At 56.7% G+C, this 20,493-nt stretch carries 14 protein-coding genes and 1 pseudogene; 6 read left to right on the plus strand and 9 right to left on the minus strand.

The window, feature by feature from the left end; genetic code table 11:
- Positions 1 to 12 precede the first annotated feature (12 nt).
- Both ACTG2S_RS11410 and ACTG2S_RS11415 read right to left on the minus strand, forming a co-directional pair.
- The gene (locus ACTG2S_RS11410) at positions 13 to 1,935 is read right to left on the minus strand and encodes a PrkA family serine protein kinase (protein WP_005333223.1); all 1,923 of its coding nucleotides are present in this window, start codon (positions 1,933 to 1,935) and stop codon (positions 13 to 15) included.
- 591 nt (positions 1,936 to 2,526) lie between these two features.
- On the minus strand, positions 2,527 to 4,443 hold the full coding sequence (locus tag ACTG2S_RS11415) for a RecQ family ATP-dependent DNA helicase (protein WP_439982533.1): 1,917 nt from the start codon (positions 4,441 to 4,443) through the stop codon (positions 2,527 to 2,529).
- Positions 4,444 to 4,798: 355 nt separating this feature from the next.
- Here ACTG2S_RS11415 and sstT point away from each other — a divergent pair, with 355 nt between their 5' ends.
- Both sstT and ACTG2S_RS11425 read left to right on the plus strand, forming a co-directional pair.
- Positions 4,799 to 6,049: a serine/threonine transporter SstT gene (gene sstT, locus ACTG2S_RS11420; protein WP_139473892.1), complete on the plus strand. Its 1,251-nt coding sequence runs from the start codon at positions 4,799 to 4,801 to the stop codon at positions 6,047 to 6,049.
- Positions 6,050 to 6,421: 372 nt separating this feature from the next.
- Positions 6,422 to 7,575, plus strand: a protein-coding gene (locus ACTG2S_RS11425; protein ID WP_439982534.1) for an IS3 family transposase whose coding sequence is annotated in 2 segments (ribosomal slippage) — positions 6,422 to 6,677 and positions 6,677 to 7,575 — 1,155 coding nt in all. Because the reading frame shifts where the segments join, the coding sequence is not laid out codon by codon here.
- On the opposite strand, the pseudogene ACTG2S_RS11430 reads toward ACTG2S_RS11425, so the two are convergent.
- From ACTG2S_RS11430 to ACTG2S_RS11445, 4 genes and pseudogenes are all read right to left on the minus strand, one after another.
- Positions 7,560 to 7,984: pseudogene (locus ACTG2S_RS11430) on the minus strand (IS5 family transposase); the annotation flags it as partial. The gene ACTG2S_RS11425 and the pseudogene ACTG2S_RS11430 overlap by 16 nt on opposite strands.
- A 134-nt stretch (positions 7,985 to 8,118) precedes the next feature.
- On the minus strand, positions 8,119 to 9,489 hold the full coding sequence (locus tag ACTG2S_RS11435) for an L-serine ammonia-lyase (protein ID WP_021230001.1): 1,371 nt from the start codon (positions 9,487 to 9,489) through the stop codon (positions 8,119 to 8,121).
- A gap of 275 nt (positions 9,490 to 9,764) precedes the next feature.
- Positions 9,765 to 11,150 carry an L-serine ammonia-lyase gene (locus ACTG2S_RS11440; protein ID WP_274161523.1) on the minus strand — a complete coding sequence of 462 codons (1,386 nt, stop codon included), beginning with the start codon at positions 11,148 to 11,150 and terminating at the stop codon, positions 9,765 to 9,767.
- A gap of 151 nt (positions 11,151 to 11,301) precedes the next feature.
- Entirely contained in the window at positions 11,302 to 11,586 is a 285-nt protein-coding gene (locus ACTG2S_RS11445) for a pyrimidine/purine nucleoside phosphorylase (RefSeq protein WP_005336842.1), read from the minus strand.
- A 270-nt stretch (positions 11,587 to 11,856) separates the two neighbouring features.
- Between ACTG2S_RS11445 and ACTG2S_RS11450 the strand changes: the two genes are divergently transcribed.
- Positions 11,857 to 13,098 (plus strand): dicarboxylate/amino acid:cation symporter, encoded by a 1,242-nt coding sequence (locus ACTG2S_RS11450; protein ID WP_005352303.1) that lies wholly within the window; start codon positions 11,857 to 11,859, stop codon positions 13,096 to 13,098.
- Between the two features lie 1,598 nt (positions 13,099 to 14,696).
- Here ACTG2S_RS11450 and pfkA read toward each other — a convergent pair.
- The 3 genes from pfkA to elyC form a co-directional block, all read right to left on the minus strand.
- Complete coding sequence (gene pfkA, locus ACTG2S_RS11455; RefSeq protein WP_005336840.1) at positions 14,697 to 15,668, minus strand: 6-phosphofructokinase; 972 nt, start codon at positions 15,666 to 15,668, stop codon at positions 14,697 to 14,699.
- Positions 15,669 to 15,817: 149 nt separating this feature from the next.
- Positions 15,818 to 16,573, minus strand: a complete 756-nt coding sequence (tpiA, locus tag ACTG2S_RS11460; protein ID WP_120414341.1) for a triose-phosphate isomerase — start codon at positions 16,571 to 16,573, stop codon at positions 15,818 to 15,820.
- A gap of 135 nt (positions 16,574 to 16,708) precedes the next feature.
- Positions 16,709 to 17,479, minus strand: a complete 771-nt coding sequence (gene elyC, locus ACTG2S_RS11465) for an envelope biogenesis factor ElyC (protein ID WP_274161524.1) — start codon at positions 17,477 to 17,479, stop codon at positions 16,709 to 16,711.
- Positions 17,480 to 17,580: 101 nt separating this feature from the next.
- Between elyC and cmoM the strand changes: the two genes are divergently transcribed.
- From cmoM to mukE, 3 genes are all read left to right on the plus strand, one after another.
- Positions 17,581 to 18,357, plus strand: coding sequence for a tRNA uridine 5-oxyacetic acid(34) methyltransferase CmoM (cmoM, locus tag ACTG2S_RS11470; RefSeq protein WP_031227571.1), 777 nt, complete (start codon positions 17,581 to 17,583; stop codon positions 18,355 to 18,357).
- 100 nt (positions 18,358 to 18,457) lie between these two features.
- The gene (gene mukF, locus ACTG2S_RS11475) at positions 18,458 to 19,792 is read left to right on the plus strand and encodes a chromosome partition protein MukF (protein ID WP_026034988.1); all 1,335 of its coding nucleotides are present in this window, start codon (positions 18,458 to 18,460) and stop codon (positions 19,790 to 19,792) included.
- Complete coding sequence (gene mukE, locus ACTG2S_RS11480) at positions 19,773 to 20,492, plus strand: chromosome partition protein MukE (protein WP_005336835.1); 720 nt, start codon at positions 19,773 to 19,775, stop codon at positions 20,490 to 20,492. The genes mukF and mukE overlap by 20 nt, the downstream gene beginning before the upstream one ends.
- The last annotated feature ends 1 nt before the right edge of the window (position 20,493 follow it).

Raw genomic sequence — 20,493 nt, forward strand, 5'->3', positions numbered from 1 at the left:
GAACAGTCAGGGTCAGGATGACTTGCGTACCCTGAGATACCATTCGGAGAGCAGTCGCACCTGTTTGCGGGTGTAGCCTTTCTCCATCATCCGTTCGACAAAGTTATCGTGCTTCTTCTGCTCCTCGGCCGAGGTTTTGCTGTTGAAGGAGATAACCGGCAGCAGCTCTTCCGTGTTGGAGAACATCTTCTTCTCGATCACGGTGCGCAGCTTCTCGTAACTGGTCCAGTTGGGGTTACGGCCTGCATTGTTGGCCCGGGCTCGCAGCACGAAGTTGACGATTTCGTTGCGGAAATCCTTCGGGTTGCTGATCCCAGCAGGTTTTTCAATTTTCTCCAGCTCGCTGTTGAGGGACGCTCTGTCAAACAGCTGGCCGGTTTCGGGGTCACGGTACTCCTGATCCTGGATCCAGAAGTCGGCGTAGGTGACGTAGCGATCGAAGATGTTCTGACCGTACTCGGAGTAGGACTCGAGATAGGCGGTCTGGATCTCCTTGCCGATGAACTCCACATAGCGTGGGGTCAGATAGCCCTTGATGAACTCAAGGTAGCGATCGTGCAGCTCTTGCGGGAACTGCTCGCGCTCGATCTGCTGCTCCAACACATAGAAGAGGTGTACCGGGTTGGCGGCCACTTCCGCGTGGTCGAAGTTGAAGACGCGGGAGAGGATCTTGAACGCAAAGCGGGTAGAGAGACCATTCATCCCCTCGTCCACACCGGCGTAGTCGCGATACTCCTGATAGCTCTTCGCCTTCGGATCGGTGTCCTTCAGACTTTCGCCATCATAGACCCGCATCTTGGAGTAGATGCTGGAGTTTTCCGGCTCTTTCAGCCGTGACAACACAGAGAACTGGCCCAGCAGCTCGAGGGTGCCCGGGGCGCATTTGGCCTCGGTCAATTCGCTGTTGATCAGCAGCTTCTCGTAGATCTTCACCTCTTCCGAGACGCGCAGGCAGTAAGGCACCTTGACGATGTAGACCCGGTCGAGGAAAGCTTCGTTGTTCTTGTTGTTGCGGAACTGCTGCCACTCGGATTCGTTGGAGTGGGCTAGCAGAATGCCGTCAAAGGGGAGGGCGGAGAGCCCTTCGGTACCGTTGTAGTTACCCTCCTGGGTTGCTGTCAGCAGCGGGTGCAGCACCTTGATGGGGGCCTTGAACATCTCCACAAACTCCATCACCCCCTGGTTCGCTTTACAGAGCGCACCTGAGTAGGAGTAGGCATCGGCGTCATCCTGGGCGAAGTGCTCCAGCATGCGGATGTCGACCTTGCCGACCAGTGAGGAGATGTCCTGGTTGTTGTCATCACCGGGTTCAGTCTTGGCAATGGCGATTTGATCGAGGATGGAGGGGTTGACCTTCTCCACCTTGAACTTGGTGATGTCGCCGCCAAACTCGTGCAGGCGTTTGGCCACCCAGGGGGACATGATGGGACGCAGGTAACGGCGCGGGATGCCGTACTCTTTTTCCAGGATCTCCCCATCCTCTTCGATGTCGAACAGGCAGAAGGGGTGATCGTTGACCGGTGAGCCCTTGATGCGATAGATGGGCACCTTCTGCATAAGGGATTTGAGTTTCTCTGCCAGCGAGGATTTACCGCCGCCAACGGGGCCCAGCAGATAGAGGATCTGTTTCTTCTCCTCCAGCCCCTGGGCGGAGTGTTTGAGGTAGGAGACGATCTGTTCGATGGCCTCTTCCATCCCGTAGAAATCCTTGAAGGCGGGATAGCGTGCCACGACGCGGTTGGAGAAGAGTCGGCTCAGTCTGGGGTTGGCTGAGGTGTCTACCATCTCCGGCTCACCAATGGCGGTCAGCAGACGTTCGGCTGCGGAGGCGTAGCAGGCTTTGTCCTGCTTACACATATCCAGGAACTCCTGGATGGTATATTCCTCTTCTCTCGCTTTTTCATATCGCTGTTGGTAATGCTCGAATATGCCCATAACTTTGCCCTCGTTATAGTCGCTTACCCTGAAAAAAGTGGATGACTGCTTTTGTGTTGTGCGCTTTTAAAGCCTAGTCAACAGACTCCAGTAATCCATCACGGTTGATAGGTTAAATTCTGAAGAAACCTGCCCGATCCTTTTGCGGGGAGGGTCAGTCAACAACACCGCTATGTTACTGACTGTTAAATTATTTTTGCCACGATAGTGAGGTAAATGTCAAAGACATAAAAAATAAATGTTTATGGGAAAGAGGGAACTTATTGCGAAAAGATTAAGGGGTTTGACGAAAGGCAATGGGGCTGCGGGTTGGCGGGGTTATGGATGAGAATGTCATTACGTGAACGTCAACGTAAATCACTTTGTTTGGAGTTTAGGCTCTAATTTTTACATTGACGCTACATTTTGAGTGCCATAGATTGGCGATGTGTGAGCAGCAAGACGCTTTAGCAAGAGAGTTGACTGTTGCCTCACCAAGCTCTGTTTAAGCACGTTTCCGTTGGCTTGACCCTCGCAACCGCGAGGGTCTTCTTTTTCTGTGTCTGTAAACGCTTGTTTTTGCTGGTGGCTATTGACGCCGCCAGCACTCATCTAGCAAGGGTAGGCTTGTTGCACGGCCGCCAGGACGCGGGCAAACGGGTGGGCGGCCAACTGGCCAGCGCCCGCCAGCGATTTGGCTTTGATCCGGCTGGTCAGCGGTGTGGTGATACCGCACAGGAAACGGGCCAGAACACGCGCATCCACCGAACCGGTTTTGGCAATCAGCGGATCGCACCAGGCGCGGATCCCCGCCTCGTTTGGCATGGTCAGCGAGGGCTGGGGCGGGAGATGCGCCACCTCGCCGCGACAAACCGAACAGTGGCCACAATGAACCGGCGCCACCTCATCGGCAAAATAGCGGGCGAGGCGGTGGCTCAGGCACTCGCTTGAGGTGAAAAAGTCGAGCATGGCTTGCAGTCTGGCCAGCTCGCTCTGCTCTTTTTGCAGGAACAGGGCGTGCAGGGCATTTGCTTCCTGCTCGTTGTCCCACCCCTGACGGGTGATCCGGTAGACCTCGGTCATCTGTTTGCTTTCAAGCTCGATCCAGCCTTGCTGCTGCAGGTAGTCGAGCGCCGCAACCGCCCGCTGTCGCTCTCCCTGATAGCCCTGCCAGAGGGCGTCAAAGTCCATGGTGCACCAGCTGCGGGCTTGCGGGGCACAGGCGAACAGCTGCTCCAGAAACTGGCGGCGTTCCGGATTGAAGCGGCTCACTATCTCGCCTTTATCCAGCACAAACTTGAAGCGGTAATCTGCGTAGTAGCTGTAGGCCGGGGTGATGATGCCCGCCATCTCCAGATAGACCAGCAGGGTTTTAAGGGGCAACTGGCGGATATTGGTGTCGTTGGATAGGCGCAGCAGGGTGAATTCCCACTCGTTCCCGCTCTGCTTGATGATGGCAAGGAGCTGGAGGATGGCACTCAAATCCGGCGTATCGCCGTAGACGAAGTTCTCCAGCACCGGCAGCTGGCTCTGGTTGGCCAGCACGATACAGCGCGATGGCTGGCCATCCCGTCCGGCGCGGCCAATCTCCTGGCTGTAGTTCTCGATAGATTTGGGCAGATCGTAGTGAATGACCCGCCGGATATCCGCTTTGTCGATCCCCATGCCAAAGGCGATGGTGGCGACGATGCAATCCACCTTGCCCGCCATGAAGTCGTGCTGGATCTGGCTGCGCAGCGCCGAGTCGAGCCCAGCATGATAGGCGCGGGCGTTGATCCCTTCTCTAATGAGTTGCTCGGCACAGGCTTCTGCGGTGTGTTGCAAGGTGACGTAGACGATGGTGGGGGCCGCCGGAGCGTTGGCCAGCTCCTGTGCGAGCCAGCTATCCCGCGCGTCGGGCGACAGGGGAATGACCGCCAGATCAAGATTGGGGCGGTAGAAACCGGTGACCACGACCCCCTCCGGTTCGATGCCGAATTTGGTCTGCATATCCTGAATCACCGCCGGCGTGGCGGTGGCCGTCAGCAGCAACACCTGCGGGATCTTCAGGTCATGGCGATAGCTCGGCAGCTTGAGGTAGTCGGGGCGAAAGTTGTGGCCCCACTCCGAGATACAGTGCGCCTCATCGACGACCAGCAGCGAGAGCGGCACTTGCTGGATAAAGCGGCGAAAGCGCTCGTTCTTGAGTCGTTCCACCGAGATCATCAGGATCTTGAGCTGGCCATCCAGCGCCTGCTGCATCACTCGTCGGCTCTCCTCCGGGCTCTGGCTAGAGTCGAGGGTAGCGGCGCTTATTCCCTTGCTTTTAAGGAAGGCGAGTTGATCGTGCATCAGCGCCAGCAGCGGCGATATAACCAGGGTCAGGTGAGGCAGGGCGAGGGCAGGCAGTTGATAACAGAGGGACTTGCCGGAGCCGGTGGGAAAGATGGCGGCGGCACTCTGACCTGCCAGCACCCGGCTGATCACCGCCTCCTGACCTGGCTTGAGTGCGGAGAAACCAAAATATTGGTTGAGCAGGGATGTGATCATGGCAAGGCTCCGCGGCAAATGGGGGATGATAGCACAGCGCTTCCGGTCATGGATGACACAGGAATGGTCGTGAGGGTGAGGGCAGAGAGTGTCGATAAAACGTACAAAAATGGGTGGTTGCGCTGTAGTTAAGGTTTTGTTGCGGTTTTTTGTGATGGAAACGGGATATTTTTTGGTGAGTCTCTGGAAAAAAAAGATGGTGAATGGGATATTCCGTCATGCAATCCGGTGACTGGCGGATCGGCCCGACAGAAGGCTGGCCACAGACACCACATCCGGGCGACAGGGGTCTCCCGATGAGTGGTTGCAGACAGGACTCATGATTCATGCACTACGGTGCTTAGGGACTTTTTTGATGACACAACAACACCCCCTCCTTCGGCTGGTCAATAGCACCAGCCTGGTCAGCCAGATTCTGGTTGGTCTGGTATTCGGTATCTTGCTGGCACTGTTTGCGCCCGAGTGGGCGAAAACGGCAGGTCTGCTCGGTAGTCTGTTTGTTGGTGCACTGAAAGCGGTAGCCCCGCTGCTGGTATTCGTACTGGTGATGGCGGCCATCATTGGTCACAAGCAGGGTCAGAAGACCAATATTCGCCCGCTGCTGGCGCTCTACCTCTTTGGTACCTTCTCTGCGGCCGTGGTCGCGGTGATTGCCAGCTTCCTGTTCCCCTCCAACCTCCATCTGGTGGCCAATACTGCCGAGATCACCCCGCCGGGCGGGATCACCGAGGTGCTGCAGACCCTGTTGTTCAACGTGGTGACCAACCCGGTAAAGGCGCTGATGGATGCCAACTATATCGGGATCCTGGCGTGGGCCATCGGTCTGGGTATCGCCATGCGCCATGCCAACGAGAGCACCAAGGCGCTCATCACTGACCTGTCTCACGGTGTCTCCGCCATCGTGAAAGCGGTGATCCGCTGTGCCCCGCTCGGGATCCTGGGTCTGGTTGCCTCCACGCTGGCAGAGACCGGCTTTGACGCCCTGTTTGGCTATGCCCAACTGCTGGTGGTGCTGATCGGCTGCATGCTGTTTATCGCCTTCGTGGTCAACCCGTTGATCGTCTTCTGGAAGATCAAGCGCAACCCTTATCCGCTGGTGCTGACCTGCCTCAAAGAGAGCGGTGTGACCGCCTTCTTTACTCGCAGCTCTGCCGCCAACATTCCGGTCAACATGGCGCTGTGTGAAAAACTGCGCCTGCCCAAAGATACCTACGCTGTTTCCATCCCGCTGGGTGCCACCATCAACATGGCGGGTGCGGCCATCACCATCACTGTGCTCGCCATGGCGGCGGTACATACCCTGGGGATGGAAGTGGACATGGCAACTGCCGTGCTGCTCTCTGTGGTTGCCACCATCAGTGCCTGTGGCGCATCCGGTGTCGCCGGTGGCTCCTTGCTACTGATCCCGCTGGCCTGCAGCCTGTTTGGCATCAGCAATGACATCGCCATGCAGGTGGTAGCCGTCGGCTTTATCATCGGTGTGCTGCAGGATTCTGCCGAGACAGCCCTTAACAGCTCCACCGACGTGTTGTTCACCGCCGCAGCTTGCATGGCCGAAGATGAAACCCTGCTGGATGTGGCTCCGGTACCGAGCCGCGAAGCCTGATCTCGTAACGGTCAGTTTCGTAACACACTTGCGCCCTCTTCGGAGGGCGCTTTTTATTGCCGGATTTGCTCTGTTTTCCTCTTTGATCAATCTCATTGGTGATGTGCCGGATATTCTGTCGCCCTTCTCCAGGGCGCTGCCTTATCTTTATCCCTTTGAGTTGTGCTTCCTCCTTCTGTTGTGTGTTACACATTTTTGTCTGTTCTGCTAACAGCCGATTGCTATGGCTTACCCCAGATCTTCAAGACAATCACATCATCACAGAAGAATGGAGGTGGCTGGCTGCGGCAGATGAACCCAACTCTGTAGTGGTCTAATCATCCCGGACACCATTTTAGGTGGTACAGTCGCCACCATGACCTGAGGTGTTCAATGACAAGATTACGTCGCTCATTTACTGCTGAATTCAAACTCGAAACCGCATCCCTGGTACTCGACCAGGGATACTCTGTCCCTGAAGCCAGCCGTTCACTGGATGTCGGTGAAACCGTACTGCGCCGCTGGGTTCAGCAACTGCAATCCGAACGCTGTGGTACAACCCCCATCGGAAAAGCACTGACTCCGGAGCAGCAAAAAATTCAGGAGCTGGAAGCCCGCATCAACCGGCTCGAACGTGAGAAGGACATTCTAAAAAAGGCTACTGCTCTCTTGATGGCGGACGAGTTCACACGTACGCGCTGATAGACCGATTAAGAGAGCAAGCCCCCATCACCCTGGTCTGCTGCGCTTTCGATGTGCCCACTTCCTGTTTTTACGATTATCTGGTCCGCAGGCGGGCGATTAACCGTGAGCGCATGCAGCAGCGCTGTGAGTTGCGCCGTTTGTTCAAAGAAAGCCGGAACTCAGCGAGCAGCCGCGCCTTGATGTCGATGATGCGGGAGTTGGGGTATCAGATTGGTCGATTCAAAGTACGTAACCTGATGAAGGAGGCCGAGTTGGTATCCAAACAGCCGGGCGCACACCGCTATAAGGTGGCACAGTCTGAACGACCGGACATTCCCAATCTGCTGGCCCGCGAATTTGATGTCCAGCAACCCAATCAGGTGTGGTGTGGCGATATCACCTACGTCTGGGCAGGTGGCCGTTGGCATTACCTGGCAGCGCTGCTTGACCTGCATACCCGGCGGGTTGTGGGGTGGGCGATGTCAGATAAACCAGATGCCGAGCTGATCATCAAAGCACTGGAGATGGCCTATCAGCAGCGGGGTTGCCCCTCTGGTGTGTTGTTTCACTCCGACCAGGGCAGCCAATATGGCAGTAGGGCATTTCGGCAACGACTGTGGCGCTATCGCATGACCCAGAGCATGAGTCGGCGTGGCAACTGCTGGGATAACGCCCCGATGGAACGGTTGTTCAGAAGCCTGAAGTCAGAGTGGCTCCCGGCTATGGGATATATGAGCTTGCGAGAGGCGAAGCGGGATATCAGTTACTACCTGATGGATTACTACAACTGGCGGCGTCCACATCAACACAATGATGGAATACCGCCAGCAAAAGCCGAGACTCGGCCTAACGGTATGCTCTGACGTTCCACCACGATGTGTCGTTTACTGCCCAGCTTGCCTCTGTCTGTCGGGTTACGTCCTGTTTCCTAGCCCCTCGGGGGCTGGCTACGCTCGCGCCATCGAGGCTTGCCCGACTCCAGTCGATGTGGCCAGCTTGATGTAGCTGGGCCAGCAGCGCCACGTGAAGTCGCTGCCAGATACCTTGAGCTTGCCAATCGCGTAGGCGACGCCAGCACGTCATTCCGCAGCCAAAACCCAGAGACTGGGGTAAGTCCTCCCACGGGATCCCGGTAGTAAGGACAAACAGAATACCATTGAGAACGGCATAGTCATCGAGGCGTGGACGGCCACCCCGTGGCGAAGGCTGTTGAGGTGGCAGAAGTGGCTGCAAGGACTTCCATAGCTGGTTACTGATGATTTTTCGTGTCATGCCGGCTATGTGGGGATTGGCATCGTTCGAATCAACTTGGTTTTGTTAGCAGCTCTAAGTGCCCGGCATCCCATTCGGGCAATAAAAAAGGCGGGATATCCCGCCTTTGTTCAGATGAGGGTCGCAACCCATATTTATTCGCAAGCAACCTGCATCACCTTGATGGCCAGACCACCACGGGAGGTTTCACGGTACTTGGAGTCCATGTCCTTGCCGGTGATGTACATAGTCTCGATCACCTTGTCTAGGGAGACGCGCGGCTTGGAGGTACGACGCAGGGCCATACGGGAGGCGTTGACCGCTTTCATGGCTGCGATGGCGTTACGCTCGATGCAAGGCACCTGTACCTGACCGGCAACCGGATCACAGGTCAGACCCAGGTTGTGTTCCATGCCGATCTCGGCAGCTTCGCAGACGTGCTCCGGGCTACCGCCCATCAGCTCGGTCAGACCGGCAGCGGCCATGGAGCAGGAGACACCCACTTCCCCCTGGCAGCCCACTTCGGCGCCGGAGATGGAGGCGTTCATCTTATAGAGGATGCCGACGGCACCGGCAGCCAGATAGAAACGGGTGTACTCGTCGCGGCCAACCGGCTGGATGAACTTGTCGTAGTAGGCCAGTACGGCCGGGATGATACCGGCAGCGCCGTTGGTCGGGGCAGTGACCACGCGGCCACCGGCAGCATTCTCTTCACTCACGGCCAGAGCGAACATGTTGACCCAGTCAACGATGTTCATCGGGTCGCTCGAGAGGTTCTCGTTGGTGTTGAGCTGACGGTAGAGCGGTGCGGCACGACGGGGTACGCGCAGCGGGCCGGAGAGAACGCCTTCGGTACGGCAGCCGCGCTCGATACCTTCACGCATGGTGTTCCAGATCTTGCCGAACTTCTTGTAGATCTCTTCCGGAGTGTTGAAGCACTTCTCGTTTTCCATCATCAGGGCAGAGATGGAGAGACCGGTCTGGCTGCAGTGGGCAACCAGCTCAGCGGCGCTCTTGAACGGATAGCGTACGGACATGTCGCCGCTGTCAGCCTTGCCGAAGTTCTCTTCGTCAACGATGAAACCGCCACCGATGGAGTAGTAGGTCTTGCTGTAAACCACTTCATCTTCGATCAGGGCAGTCAGCTTCATGCCGTTTTCGTGCAGCGGCAGGGCTTCGTCGTGGAATACCATGGCATCGCGCGGGAAGCTGACGGTGTGGCAGTGCAGGCCGATCGGCAGGCGCTCGGTCTGCTCTACGCGGGAGATAAATTCAGGGATGGCATCGATATCGACGTTTTCCGGCAGGTTGCCGGCCAGGCCCATGATAATGGCGGTGTCGGTGTGGTGGCCTTTACCGGTCCAGGAGAGGGAGCCGTAGACATCGACATTGATACGGGTGATATCGCGGATCTTGCCGCCTGCGCGCAGTTCGTCAACAAACTGTTTGGCTGCTTTCATCGGGCCAACAGTGTGGGAAGAAGAGGGGCCTACACCGATTTTGAAGATATCAAAAACGCTGATCATGTCACTATTACCTCAGGGTAGAAGGGGGCGGCATGCCCACTCACAGAAATTTGGGAGATCCATGGAACGCGCTTGTCAGCGCAGGTCACAGAACCAGATAACCGTAGTGTAACGGCTCCAGACCTAAAAAAAGTTGAAATAGATCTATTTTTGTTGAATCTGAGGCGCGAGTATAAAATTTATTTTTGTGCTTATCCATTTTGTTAAGCGTTTGCCCATAAAAATACCCGGCGATGCCGGGCATTTCGGAACCAAATGGAGTCATTTGCCGTTTTTTAACATTCGGTAATGTTAACGGCGAGGCCGCCACGGGCCGTCTCCTTGTATTTGGTCTTCATGTCGTTGCCGGTCTCCCACATGGTCTTGATCACCTTGTCGAGCGACACCTTGTGCTCGCCGGTGCCGCGCAGGGCGAGGCGGGCGGCATTGATCGCCTTGACCGCCCCCATGGCGTTGCGCTCGATGCAGGGCACCTGCACCAGTCCGCCGATGGGATCGCAAGTGAGGCCGAGATTGTGCTCCATGCCGATCTCGGCGGCGTTCTCCACCATGGCCGGACTGCCCCCCAGCAGTTCGGTCAGTGCGCCAGCCGCCATGGAGCAGGCAACCCCAACTTCACCCTGACAGCCCACTTCGGCTCCGGAGAGGGAGGCGTTCTTCTTATATAGGATGCCGATGGCAGCCGCGGTGAGGAAGTAGCGGATCAGCGTCTCGTCATCCACCTTGTGGACGAAGCGATCGTAGTAGTGCAGCACGGCGGGGATGATGCCCGCAGCGCCATTGGTGGGGGCGGTGACCACCCGGCCACCGGCGGCGTTCTCCTCGTTGACCGCCAGCGCAAAGAGATCGACCCACTCCATCACCATCAGCGGATCCTTGTTGAAGTTGGTCTCGCAGCTGAGCTGGCGGAACAGCCCCGGGGCGCGGCGCCGAACCTTGAGGCCGCCCGGCAGCACCCCTTCGCTTTTGCAGCCTCGCTCGACGCAGCCCTGCATCGCTTGCCAGATCTTGCGCAGCCCCGCTTTTATCTGCTCATCGCTGCGAAATACCCGCTCATTGGCAAGGATCAGCCCAGAGATGGAGAGGCCGCTCTCCTGACAGTGGGCCAGCAGCTGGGCGCCGCTGTCGAACGGGTAGGGGACAGGGTGTTCGGCATCAGACTTGGCAGCCTCTTCTTTGGCGGTGGCAAAGTGGCTCTCTTCAATGATGAAGCCGCCCCCGATGGAGTAGTAGGTCTGGCTGAAGCGCAGGTTTTCCTCTTTATCAAAGGCCCGCAGAGTCATGCCATTGGTGTGGGCCGGCAGGGTTTTGCGACGGTTGAAGATGATGGCATCGGTGCGGGGAAAATGGCTTGGTTGCTCGCCTGCCAGCTGCAGGTTCTGCTCCTTTTCCACTCGAGCCAGAATGGCGGGAATCGCATCGATATCGACCGATTCCGGTTCAAAGCCCGATAACCCCAGAATGATTGCCTTGCCGGTACCGTGCCCTTTGCCGGTCTGGCCCAGCGAGCCGTAACACTCCACTTCGACCCGCGTGACCTGTGGCAGATGCCCTTGCAGCTTGAGCTGCTGGACGAAGGCATAGGAGGCACGCATGGGGCCGACGGTATGGGAAGAGGAGGGGCCAATTCCGATGGAAAACAGGTCAAACACGCTGATCATGACATCAATCCGGTGATGGTTTATGTCTGTTTATTCTAGGATTTTTGCCATGGATAGGAAGCGGGGATGTGCGGTGCTGTGACATGGACACAGATAATGGGGCTGGGGGGCCAATAAGGTTGAAGGGGGGGCTCCCCTTCAACCGGCCTGATCAGTCGAGAAATTCGCACAGATAGGCAGTGGGAGTTTTCACTTCCAGTTTGAAGGAAGAGTGACCGGCCACCAGGAAGGATTCACCCTGGCTGTAGGTGTGCCACTCATCTTCATCAGCCAGCTGGATGGTGAGGGCGCCCTTGATCACTGTCATCCGTTCGGGGGCGGCGGTGTTGAACAGGTAGTCACCGGCGTTCATCACCCCGACGGTTGATTTCTCGCCTTTTTGTTCGAAACCGATGGATTTTACATTTCCGTCGAAATACTCGTTAACTTTCAGCATCTTTACATCCCTGTGTGTACGTTTGTGCAGCCAAACTAGCACAATCTTTTGCCAGTTGTCATGGGGGATGAGGTAAAAATCGTCGAGACCGCTTTGAATCTTCACTTTTTCGCAAACTTATTAATAGCCAAGGTTAATGATTTGCTGATTTAAAACAGCAATTAAATGTGAGATAACACGCGCAAACAGGGGAATGGGCAGCCGCTCATTCCCCTGTTTGGTTAATTGCACTGGGAAAAGTGTGAATTTTGCTACATAAAGGAACATATTGTGTTAACTAAAGGACTCATTAAAAACATCGGCTTCCAGGTTGTGGTCGCCATGGTACTGGGCGCAGTGGTCGGCGCGTTCATGGGTGAACAAGCCACCGTGTTTGCACCGCTCGGTACCCTGTTTATCCAGCTGATCAAGATGCTGGTGATCCCGCTGGTGGCGGTTGCCATCCTCTCCGGCGCCGCCAATCTGGGCGCCAGCCCGGCGGCGGGCAAGATCGGTGCGGCTACGCTGGCCTTCTTCCTCGTGACCTCAGCGTTGGCCGTGTTGCTAGCGCTGGTGATGGGGCAGATCTTCAAACCGGGTGTCGGGGTCGATTTCGCTTCCGTTGCCTCCATGTTTGGCGGTGACTATGCCGATAAAGGGGCGTTGCCGGATGCAGTCGCCACCTTGCTTGGCATGATCCCCACCAACGTCTTCAACTCCCTCAACGAAGCGAACATCCTGCAGATCCTGGTGTTCTGCATGTTCCTCGGCATTGCGCTGGCCAAACAGCCGCGCGAGCGGGCCAAGCCACTGGTCGATGGGCTCAATACCCTGGTGGATGCCTTCGTCTGGATGATCAACAAGGTGATGATCATCGCGCCGCTCGGGGTGTTCGGTCTGATGGCGGAAGCCATCGGTACCTATGGCTTCGATGTGCTGACCCTGGTGCTCAAGCTATTCGTGGTCTATGTGGCTGCCATCCTTATCTTCGGCTTTGTGGTCTATCCGCTGCTGGTGATGATGTTCTCCAACACGCCGGTGATGAAGTACCTCTCTGCCATGAAGAAGCCGCAGATCGTGGCCTTCTCCACCGCCTCTTCCATGGCGACCCTGCCGGTCAATATGGAGACCTGCGAGCATGATCTGAAAGTGACCAACGCGACAGCCTCCTTCGTGTTGCCGCTGGGTGCCACCATCAATATGAGCGGCAACGCCATCTATTACGGTCTGGTCGCTATCTTCTTCGCGCAGGTTTACAACATCGATCTGAGCGTCGGCGCCTGGGCGGCCATCATTGTGACCTCTACTCTGGGGGCGATCGGTCAGGCCGGTGTGCCGGGCCCAAGCTTCCTGGTGGTTGCCGTGCTGCTGGCGGCCGGGATCCCCATCGAAGGGTTGCCGCTGTTGTTCGCGCTGGACCGTCTGTTCGACATGATCCGCACCTCCCTCAATATCACCGGCGATGCGGCCTGTGCTGTCATTGTTGACCGCTTCAGCCCGGAATATGACCCACAGCGCTGGAACAAGGCATAACTGCTTTGAGCTGGGCTGAGATATAACAGCCTTAAGCTGACACTGCGTAACGCGAGCCCCTGCCATGATGGCGGGGGCTTTTTTATATCTGCCTGACAAGTATCAGAGCAAAGGTGTGCACAAGAGATTGCTGACGGATTTAGCTGTGTTGAATGGAGAGTACAGGAGGGGAAAATATCAGTTGTGGACATGGGCCGTATGGCGTCAACTGGCCTGTTATAGATGCCGGGGTAGGGGATTGTCAAACGGCGGGTAACAAAAAGGGGAGCCTTGCTCCCCTCGGATATGATTTGCTGCTGGTTCTACTCCATCAGGCCATATGGTTAAACCATCCTGGTTACACCCTTGTGGCGAAAGAAACAGCGTCAACGTGATGAAATCATATCTATGTTGACCATCTCGGCATTATTACTGAAAAGCGCCAGTTGGTGGCGATTAAACAGACATGGCAAAGAGGGTCGGTCCGGATTGATGCCTCTCTATCCGGCTCAGAACTGTGACAGTGAGGGCAGAGAGACAGCAACCAGGGTGAAAAACACCGTGAAAACGGCAGTAACGACAAACTCTTTCATTTTTCTCTCCCTAAGTTGTTGGTTGATGTAGTCAAGATACCATAACAAGGGGGTAAAACAAGGTGTAATTTGATAAAATAGCTGCTTTATGTGCGTGGTTGGTTGAGATGGCTATTTTTGTCATATTGAGCTGATTTTATCACCTGCTATGGCATGTTAGGCATTCAAGATTCTGTTTTTATGGTTATTTCATTTAAATTCAATGAGTTGTTGGGCTGTTGACTGGTTTGGTGAAGGGTTTTGTATGGAGCTCAATTGGCGTTTTATAAGTTTTCACCCTCGTAATAGTGTCATTAAGGCCATAAAAAGTGTGCAAGGCAATGATTTGACGATTCCTGACGTAGATAGCCCATCCAAAAGAAGTCTATGGAGAGAGTCTGGTTGCCAGCCCTTGTCACACCATCACTTTATCAGTCCAGAGTCTCCGCGTTTTTACAGCAATACACTGGGTTCATAGGGAGGAGAGCGGTGCATCGGGGGGATACAGAGTAGCAGCTGGCTGTTTTATCACCGCCAATTTCCCCGTTGGCCTCGGAATAGACATGGCCGCAGCAAGAGTGAGGTGGGCAATAGGCCAGAGGCGCACTCTCTGGCTGAGCTGGGCGCGAGCAGCGATCTGCGTGGCCGGTGCACCCGCTTGAGTCATGTGATTGCAATACGAGAGCAGTGCCGGAGCATGGTTGGGGAAGATATCTGAATTCCTTCTACAAGATTGAGATATAAAAAGCGGCGTATGACGAGGAGGCTGAACAAGCTCGTTTCAGGGTCGACAGAGCACAGGTCAACGCAATCCGGTTTACAGTGATAAAAGATCCACGACAATACCGGAACTCTGTTCGTAGGCTGAAGCCGGTTGCTGTGAGGAGAGGAAGGCTAGTGATCAGTCAGATGGCGCAAGGGTTGGTAATCAGGCAACCCGTATGGTGAGGGGCACACAGCGTGCGGATGCACCCGTTTTTGTAAGATATTAAAAAACCCTCCGATGGAGGGTTTTTGTCATCAACAACCGGTTAAAAGCCGCGTGGCTTAGAACAGGGTGGTGGAGAGGTTGTACAGCTCCTGATCGAACGGACGCTTCATGTTTTCGATGCAGTCGATAATGTCGTGGTGTACCAGCTCGTTGCGCTGGATACCGACGCAGCGACCACCGTGACCAGCCAGCAGTTGTTCAACGGCGTAAGCACCCATACGGCTGGACATGATGCGGTCACGGGCAGTCGGGGCACCGCCACGCTGAATGTGGCCCAGGATGGTGGCGCGGGTTTCACGACCGGTCAGGGCTTCGATGTCTTTAGCCAGTGCGTTCACGTCGGTAACGTGCTCGCAGATGGTGATGATGGCGTGCTTCTTGCCCTTGGCTTCGCCTTCCTTGATCTGCTTGAGCAGCTTCTCTTTGTCGAAGGCTACTTCCGGCACGATCACATACTCGGCACCACCGGCAACGGCGGCAGACATGGCCAGATCGCCACAGTGGCGGCCCATGATCTCGACCACGGAGATACGGTGGTGGGAGCTGCAGGTGTCGCGCAGGCGGTCGATGGCGTCAACCACCACGTTCAGAGCAGTATCAAAACCGATGGTGAAGTCGGTACCGGCGATGTCGTTGTCGATGGTGCCCGGCAGGCCGATGCAGGGGAAACCCTCTTCGGTCAGCTTCTTGGCACCCATGTAGGAGCCGTCACCACCGATGACGACCAGCGCATCGATACCGTGTTTTTTCAGGTTTTCGATCGCTTCGGCGCGCACTGCGGGGTCTTTGAAGGCAGGGAAACGAGCGGAGCCGAGGAAAGTACCACCACGGTTCACCACGTCGGAGACGCTGTGACGCTCCAGCTTGACGATACGATCCTGGTGCAGGCCGAGGTAGCCATCATAAATACCATAAACTTCCAGGCCATGATGCAAACCGGCGCGAACCACGGCGCGAATGGCTGCGTTCATACCCGGTGCGTCGCCACCACTGGTCAAAACACCAATACGTTTGATTTGTTTGGTCATGAGTGCCTCTGGATCTGAGTTGTCAAATACGAATGTTTAAATAGACAAGCCACTTTTACTATATCGGCTTTCATATGGGATGCGGGGGCCACCATAGGAAAAGCGATACAAGAGAGGGGACGAGCCCCTCTCTTTGCCGTAATCAACGATTACTTGGCAGCGCCAGCGATGATCTGGGAGAAGTCGTCCACTTTCAGGGACGCACCACCGACCAGGCCACCGTCGATGTCCGGCTGACCGAACAGGTCGGCTGCAGTGGCGCCAGTGACGGAACCGCCGTACAGGATCTGTACTTTGGCAGCAACGGCGGCATCAAAACCGGCCAGGTACTGACGGATGTGAGCGTGAACGGACTGAGCGATCTCCGGAGTGGCAGTCTTGCCAGTACCGATGGCCCATACCGGCTCGTAAGCGATAACGGCGTTGTTGAAGGAGGCGATACCGCAACGGTCGATAACGGCTTTCAGCTGGGTCTCAACCACGTTCTTGGTCACGCCTGCTTCGAACTGTTCCAGAGTTTCACCGATGCACAGAACCGGGATCAGGCCGCCTTTCTGGATCGCTTCGTACTTGGCAGCAACCACGTCGTCACTCTCTGCGTGCAGGGTACGACGCTCGCTGTGGCCGACCAGAGAGTAGGTGCAACCAAAGGCTTTCAGCATGGAGGGGGCGTTTTCGCCGGTGAAGGCGCCAGACTCGTGAACGTCAGCGTTCTGGGCACCGTAGGCAATCTTGCTGCCAGCGGTCAGTTGCTCAACCAGACCCAAAAAGATAACCGGCGGGCAGACGGCGACTTGCACAGAAGGATGAGCGGCAGCAGCCGGGGTCAGTCCTTTGATCAGAGCTTCTACAGAAGCCTTGGTGCCGTTCAGTTTCCAGTTACCCATTACCAGGTGCTGTCTCATCTTGTATATCTCCTAGGCATTTGATTGCGCGACATTATATGAATTGAACCGAGCCCAAGATAGCTGACCCGGCGGCAAATGACGTAATTTTTTTTCGCTTTCCTGATCCAAATCAGGAATGAAACGCTTGATCGCTCATTCGTTAACCTGCCCCCGCAAGCGAGCCCACCATACCCCAATCCATTCGTGGATGGCAGCTTCGGAATACATCAGATAACGCCCTTTGGGTAAATAACTGTAGAGCGGCTGGGGTACCTGGCTCTGCTTGGCGGTGTAATCGGTGGGGGCCGGCACGGCCTTGAGTCCCTGACCCTGATAGAGGGCCATGGCCCGGGGCAAATGAGTGGCCGAACTGACCAGCGCCACCTCTTTTCCTTTCAGATGGCGGCTGATACTGACCGCCTCATCATGAGTGTCTTTGTTGTTTTCAAACAACGTCATCCGCGAACGGGGTATGCCGAGGCTCTCTGCCATCCGGGCATTGACCTCGGCATTGGAGAGGGTATCCCCCGATACATAGCCGGAGAACACCAGCTCGGCGTCGGGATAGGCCTGGGCGAGGCGCACCCCTTCGAGAGTGCGGGCCAGGGCGATATTGTTCTGCCAACTGCGCATCGGCACCGCCGGGTCGCTGACATGGCCATTGCCGAGCACCACGATGGCGTCGATGTTGGGATGCTGGCTCACCTCGAACGGCGGGTAGGTCTGCTCCAGCCCGCGGGCCAGTTCATAGCTCACCGGCCGCATCCCCATCAGGGCCACAATGAGCAGCGAGAGGGTGGCCAGCAGCTTGCCGGTTTTCTGAAAACGGGTGAACCAGAGCAGCAGCAGGGCGACCAGCAGCAGGGAGAGGGAGAAGGGGAGCGGCATCAACAGCTGACCCAGCCACTTTTTGAGCACAAACACGACAGACACTTCCTTGAGTTTTCAGCAAATGCGGGATGTGACAGAATACCTCTCTTTTTTGGGATGGCCACAACCCTGTGGCGCTAATGTTGAGTTTCTCCTTGAAGCACGATCAGAGTTTTGACGGGCGCGCCGACAAGTTCGCCCGCAACATTTACGACTCCACCAAGGGGCGTATCCGCACCACCATTGTCTGGAGCGACATCGAAGCCTGCCTGGCCCGCCTTGGCAACCGACCGCTGCGCATCCTCGATGCGGGGGGCGGTTTTGGCTATTTCGCCCAGAAGCTGGCGGCCATGGGTCATCAGGTGGAGCTGTGCGATCTGTCAGCAGAAATGCTGGAACTGGCCCGCAGCCAGATCGCCGAGAAGGGGCTGGAAGACAAAATCCGTCTCATCCATTGCCCCATTCAGGATCTGAAGCAACACGTGACCGGGACCTTTGATCTGGTGCTCTGCCATGCGGTGCTGGAGTGGCTCGCCGAGCCGCGCCAGACCTTGCTGGGTCTGTTCCCTTTCGTCAATGCCGGGGGCATACTGTCGCTGCTTTTCTACAACCGTCATGGCTTGTTGTTCCAGAGCTTGGTGGTGGGCAATTTTGACTATGTGCGCCTTGGTCTTCGCAAGAAGCGTCAGACTGCGCTTACGCCCACCAATCCCCAGCTGCCGGAGCAGGTCTATGACTGGATTGGTCGCGGGGGGCTGCGCATCATCGGCAAGACCGGGGTGCGGGTGATCCACGACTATATGCGTCACAAGCAGGATCAGGTGGAGAAGTTCGACGATCTGCTGGCCATGGAGCAGCAATATTGCCGTCAGGAGCCTTTTGTCGCCCTCGGTCGCTATATCCATGTGATGGCCCAGAAGCCGGCCAGCTGATTGCTCGCGGTTCACTTCGATGTGAACCATGTTTTCGATGCTACCGGATGTAGCCGCGCGCACGATTTTGCGCCCAATACAACAACGAGATGACAACATCATGATGAGTACATCCCGTACCCTGCCAGAGCGTTCTTTGCCGGAGCTAGTAGGGTGGGTCAGGCAGGAGGGGTTGGCGTTGAGCCTGCCCACCGATCGGCTGGCCTTTCTGATTGCAATCAAGACGCTATCCGAAGATGAGTCGGACCTGTCGGAAGCAGCGCTGCACGACGCTTTTGGCTATGTCAGCAGCGCCTTCGGCCAGATGGACGAGACCCTCACCGGTCGCGCCAACAACGCCATCAACGATCTCATTCGCCAGCAGTTGCTGTCGCGTTTCAACACCGACATGGTGGCGGGGGAGAGCCTCTACCGCCTGTCTCGCCTGGGCGTGAGCATCGTCGACTTCTTTATGGATCAGCGTCAGGTTGACTCCATCAAACTCTCCATTCTGCTCGAGCACCTGGCTGCCGAGCTCGACACCGCCCGCAAGGCGGCGCTGGAGACTAACACCCGCGAGCAGTGGGATGCCGAGGTGCTGCCGCGCCTCACCTTCTCGCTGGAAGAGACGCTGGGCCGCATCGATCTCACCCAGCGCGCCATGGATGAGCAGCAGAATCAGGTCAAAAGCGAAATCGCGGCCCTGCTGACCCAGAACTGGGTCGATGCCATTCACAGCTGCGAAAAGCTGCTGCACGAGACCGGCCAGACCCTGCGCGAGCTGCAAGATACCCTGGACGCTGCCGGCCACCGCCTGCAGGCGGGGCTGCTCAACATTCAGGAAGCGGCGCAGGGGCGCGACGATCTGTTCCACGTCGAGGAGCTGACTCACGCCTTGCAAGGGCGCCTTGACGTCATCACCAGCTGGGGTCAGCAGTGCATCGAGCTCTGGTCCCGCTACGACAGGCACGTCCACAAATTTATCCGCAACGCCATCGACATGGACAAGAACCGTGCCTTCAGCCAGCGGCTGCGCGAGTCCATCCGCAATTTCGAGCAGCACAACTGGCAGCTGCGGGTGGCCGAAGAGCCCCGTCTGCTGGAGCTGCGCGACGAAACCATCGCCATCCACGACGAGGAGGTGACCGGTGAGGTGCCACTCGAGATGGAGTACGTCGAGATGGTGGATATCAACCAGGAGCTGGCCGAGCGCATCGAGCGCTATCTGGCCCGCTACCCCGAGCAGGGCCAGCAGCTGGACTTGGCCGATGTGCTGCGCGAATACCTGCTGGACTACCCGGCTCATGCCCACTTCGATGTGGCGCGTCTTCTGATCGACCAGGCCGTGCGCCTGGGCCATGCCAGCGGCGAGCGCGAACTGCATCGCCAACCCGCATGGAAACCCATTAACCAAGCTGGATCCAAGGTTCAGGCCTATGTCATTGATCAATTCTGAGTTTCCCTTGCCGCTGCGCCTCGCAGAGGCGATTGCCAACCCCTTGTTTCCGCGCATCGACACCGCCTTGCGCTCCGGTCGCCACATCAGTGCCGACGAGTTCGAGCAGCATTCGGCGCTGGTCGAATATCACAGCGAGCTGGAGATCTTCTACGGCCGCTATCAGGTGGAGCTGATCAAGGCGCCGGAAGGCTTCTTCTACCTGCGCCCGCGCCCGAGCTCCGACATCGGCACCACTGTGCTCTCCGAGCTCGATATGCTGGTGGGCAAGGTGCTCTGCTACCTCTATCTGAGCCCGGACCGTCTGGCTTCGGAAGGGGTATTTGCCATGGCCGAGCTGCAAGAAGAGGTGTTGAGCCTCGCCGACGAGAAGCAGCTGCTGCGGATGGTCAACAGCCGCTCCGGTGGTACCGATCTCGACAAGAAGAAGCTGCTCGAAAAGATCCGTACCTCCATGCGCCGTCTGCGTCGCCTTGGCATGATCACCGCCCTTGGCAACGGGGATAAATTCCGGGTCAACGAATCGGTGTTCCGTTTCGCCGCTGACGTGCGCTCTGATGAAGATCCGCGTGCCGTCCAGCTGCGGATGATCCAGGAGGGTGAAGCCATCTTCCACGACGACGAAATGCCGAGCAGCGACTCGCTCTTTGATGACATCGAGGCGGATCTCGATGAAGAACAACTGGATCTGGAGGTATAAC

The organism is Aeromonas sp. 82P (assembly GCF_051919365.1).
Lineage (GTDB): Bacteria > Pseudomonadota > Gammaproteobacteria > Enterobacterales > Aeromonadaceae > Aeromonas > Aeromonas veronii.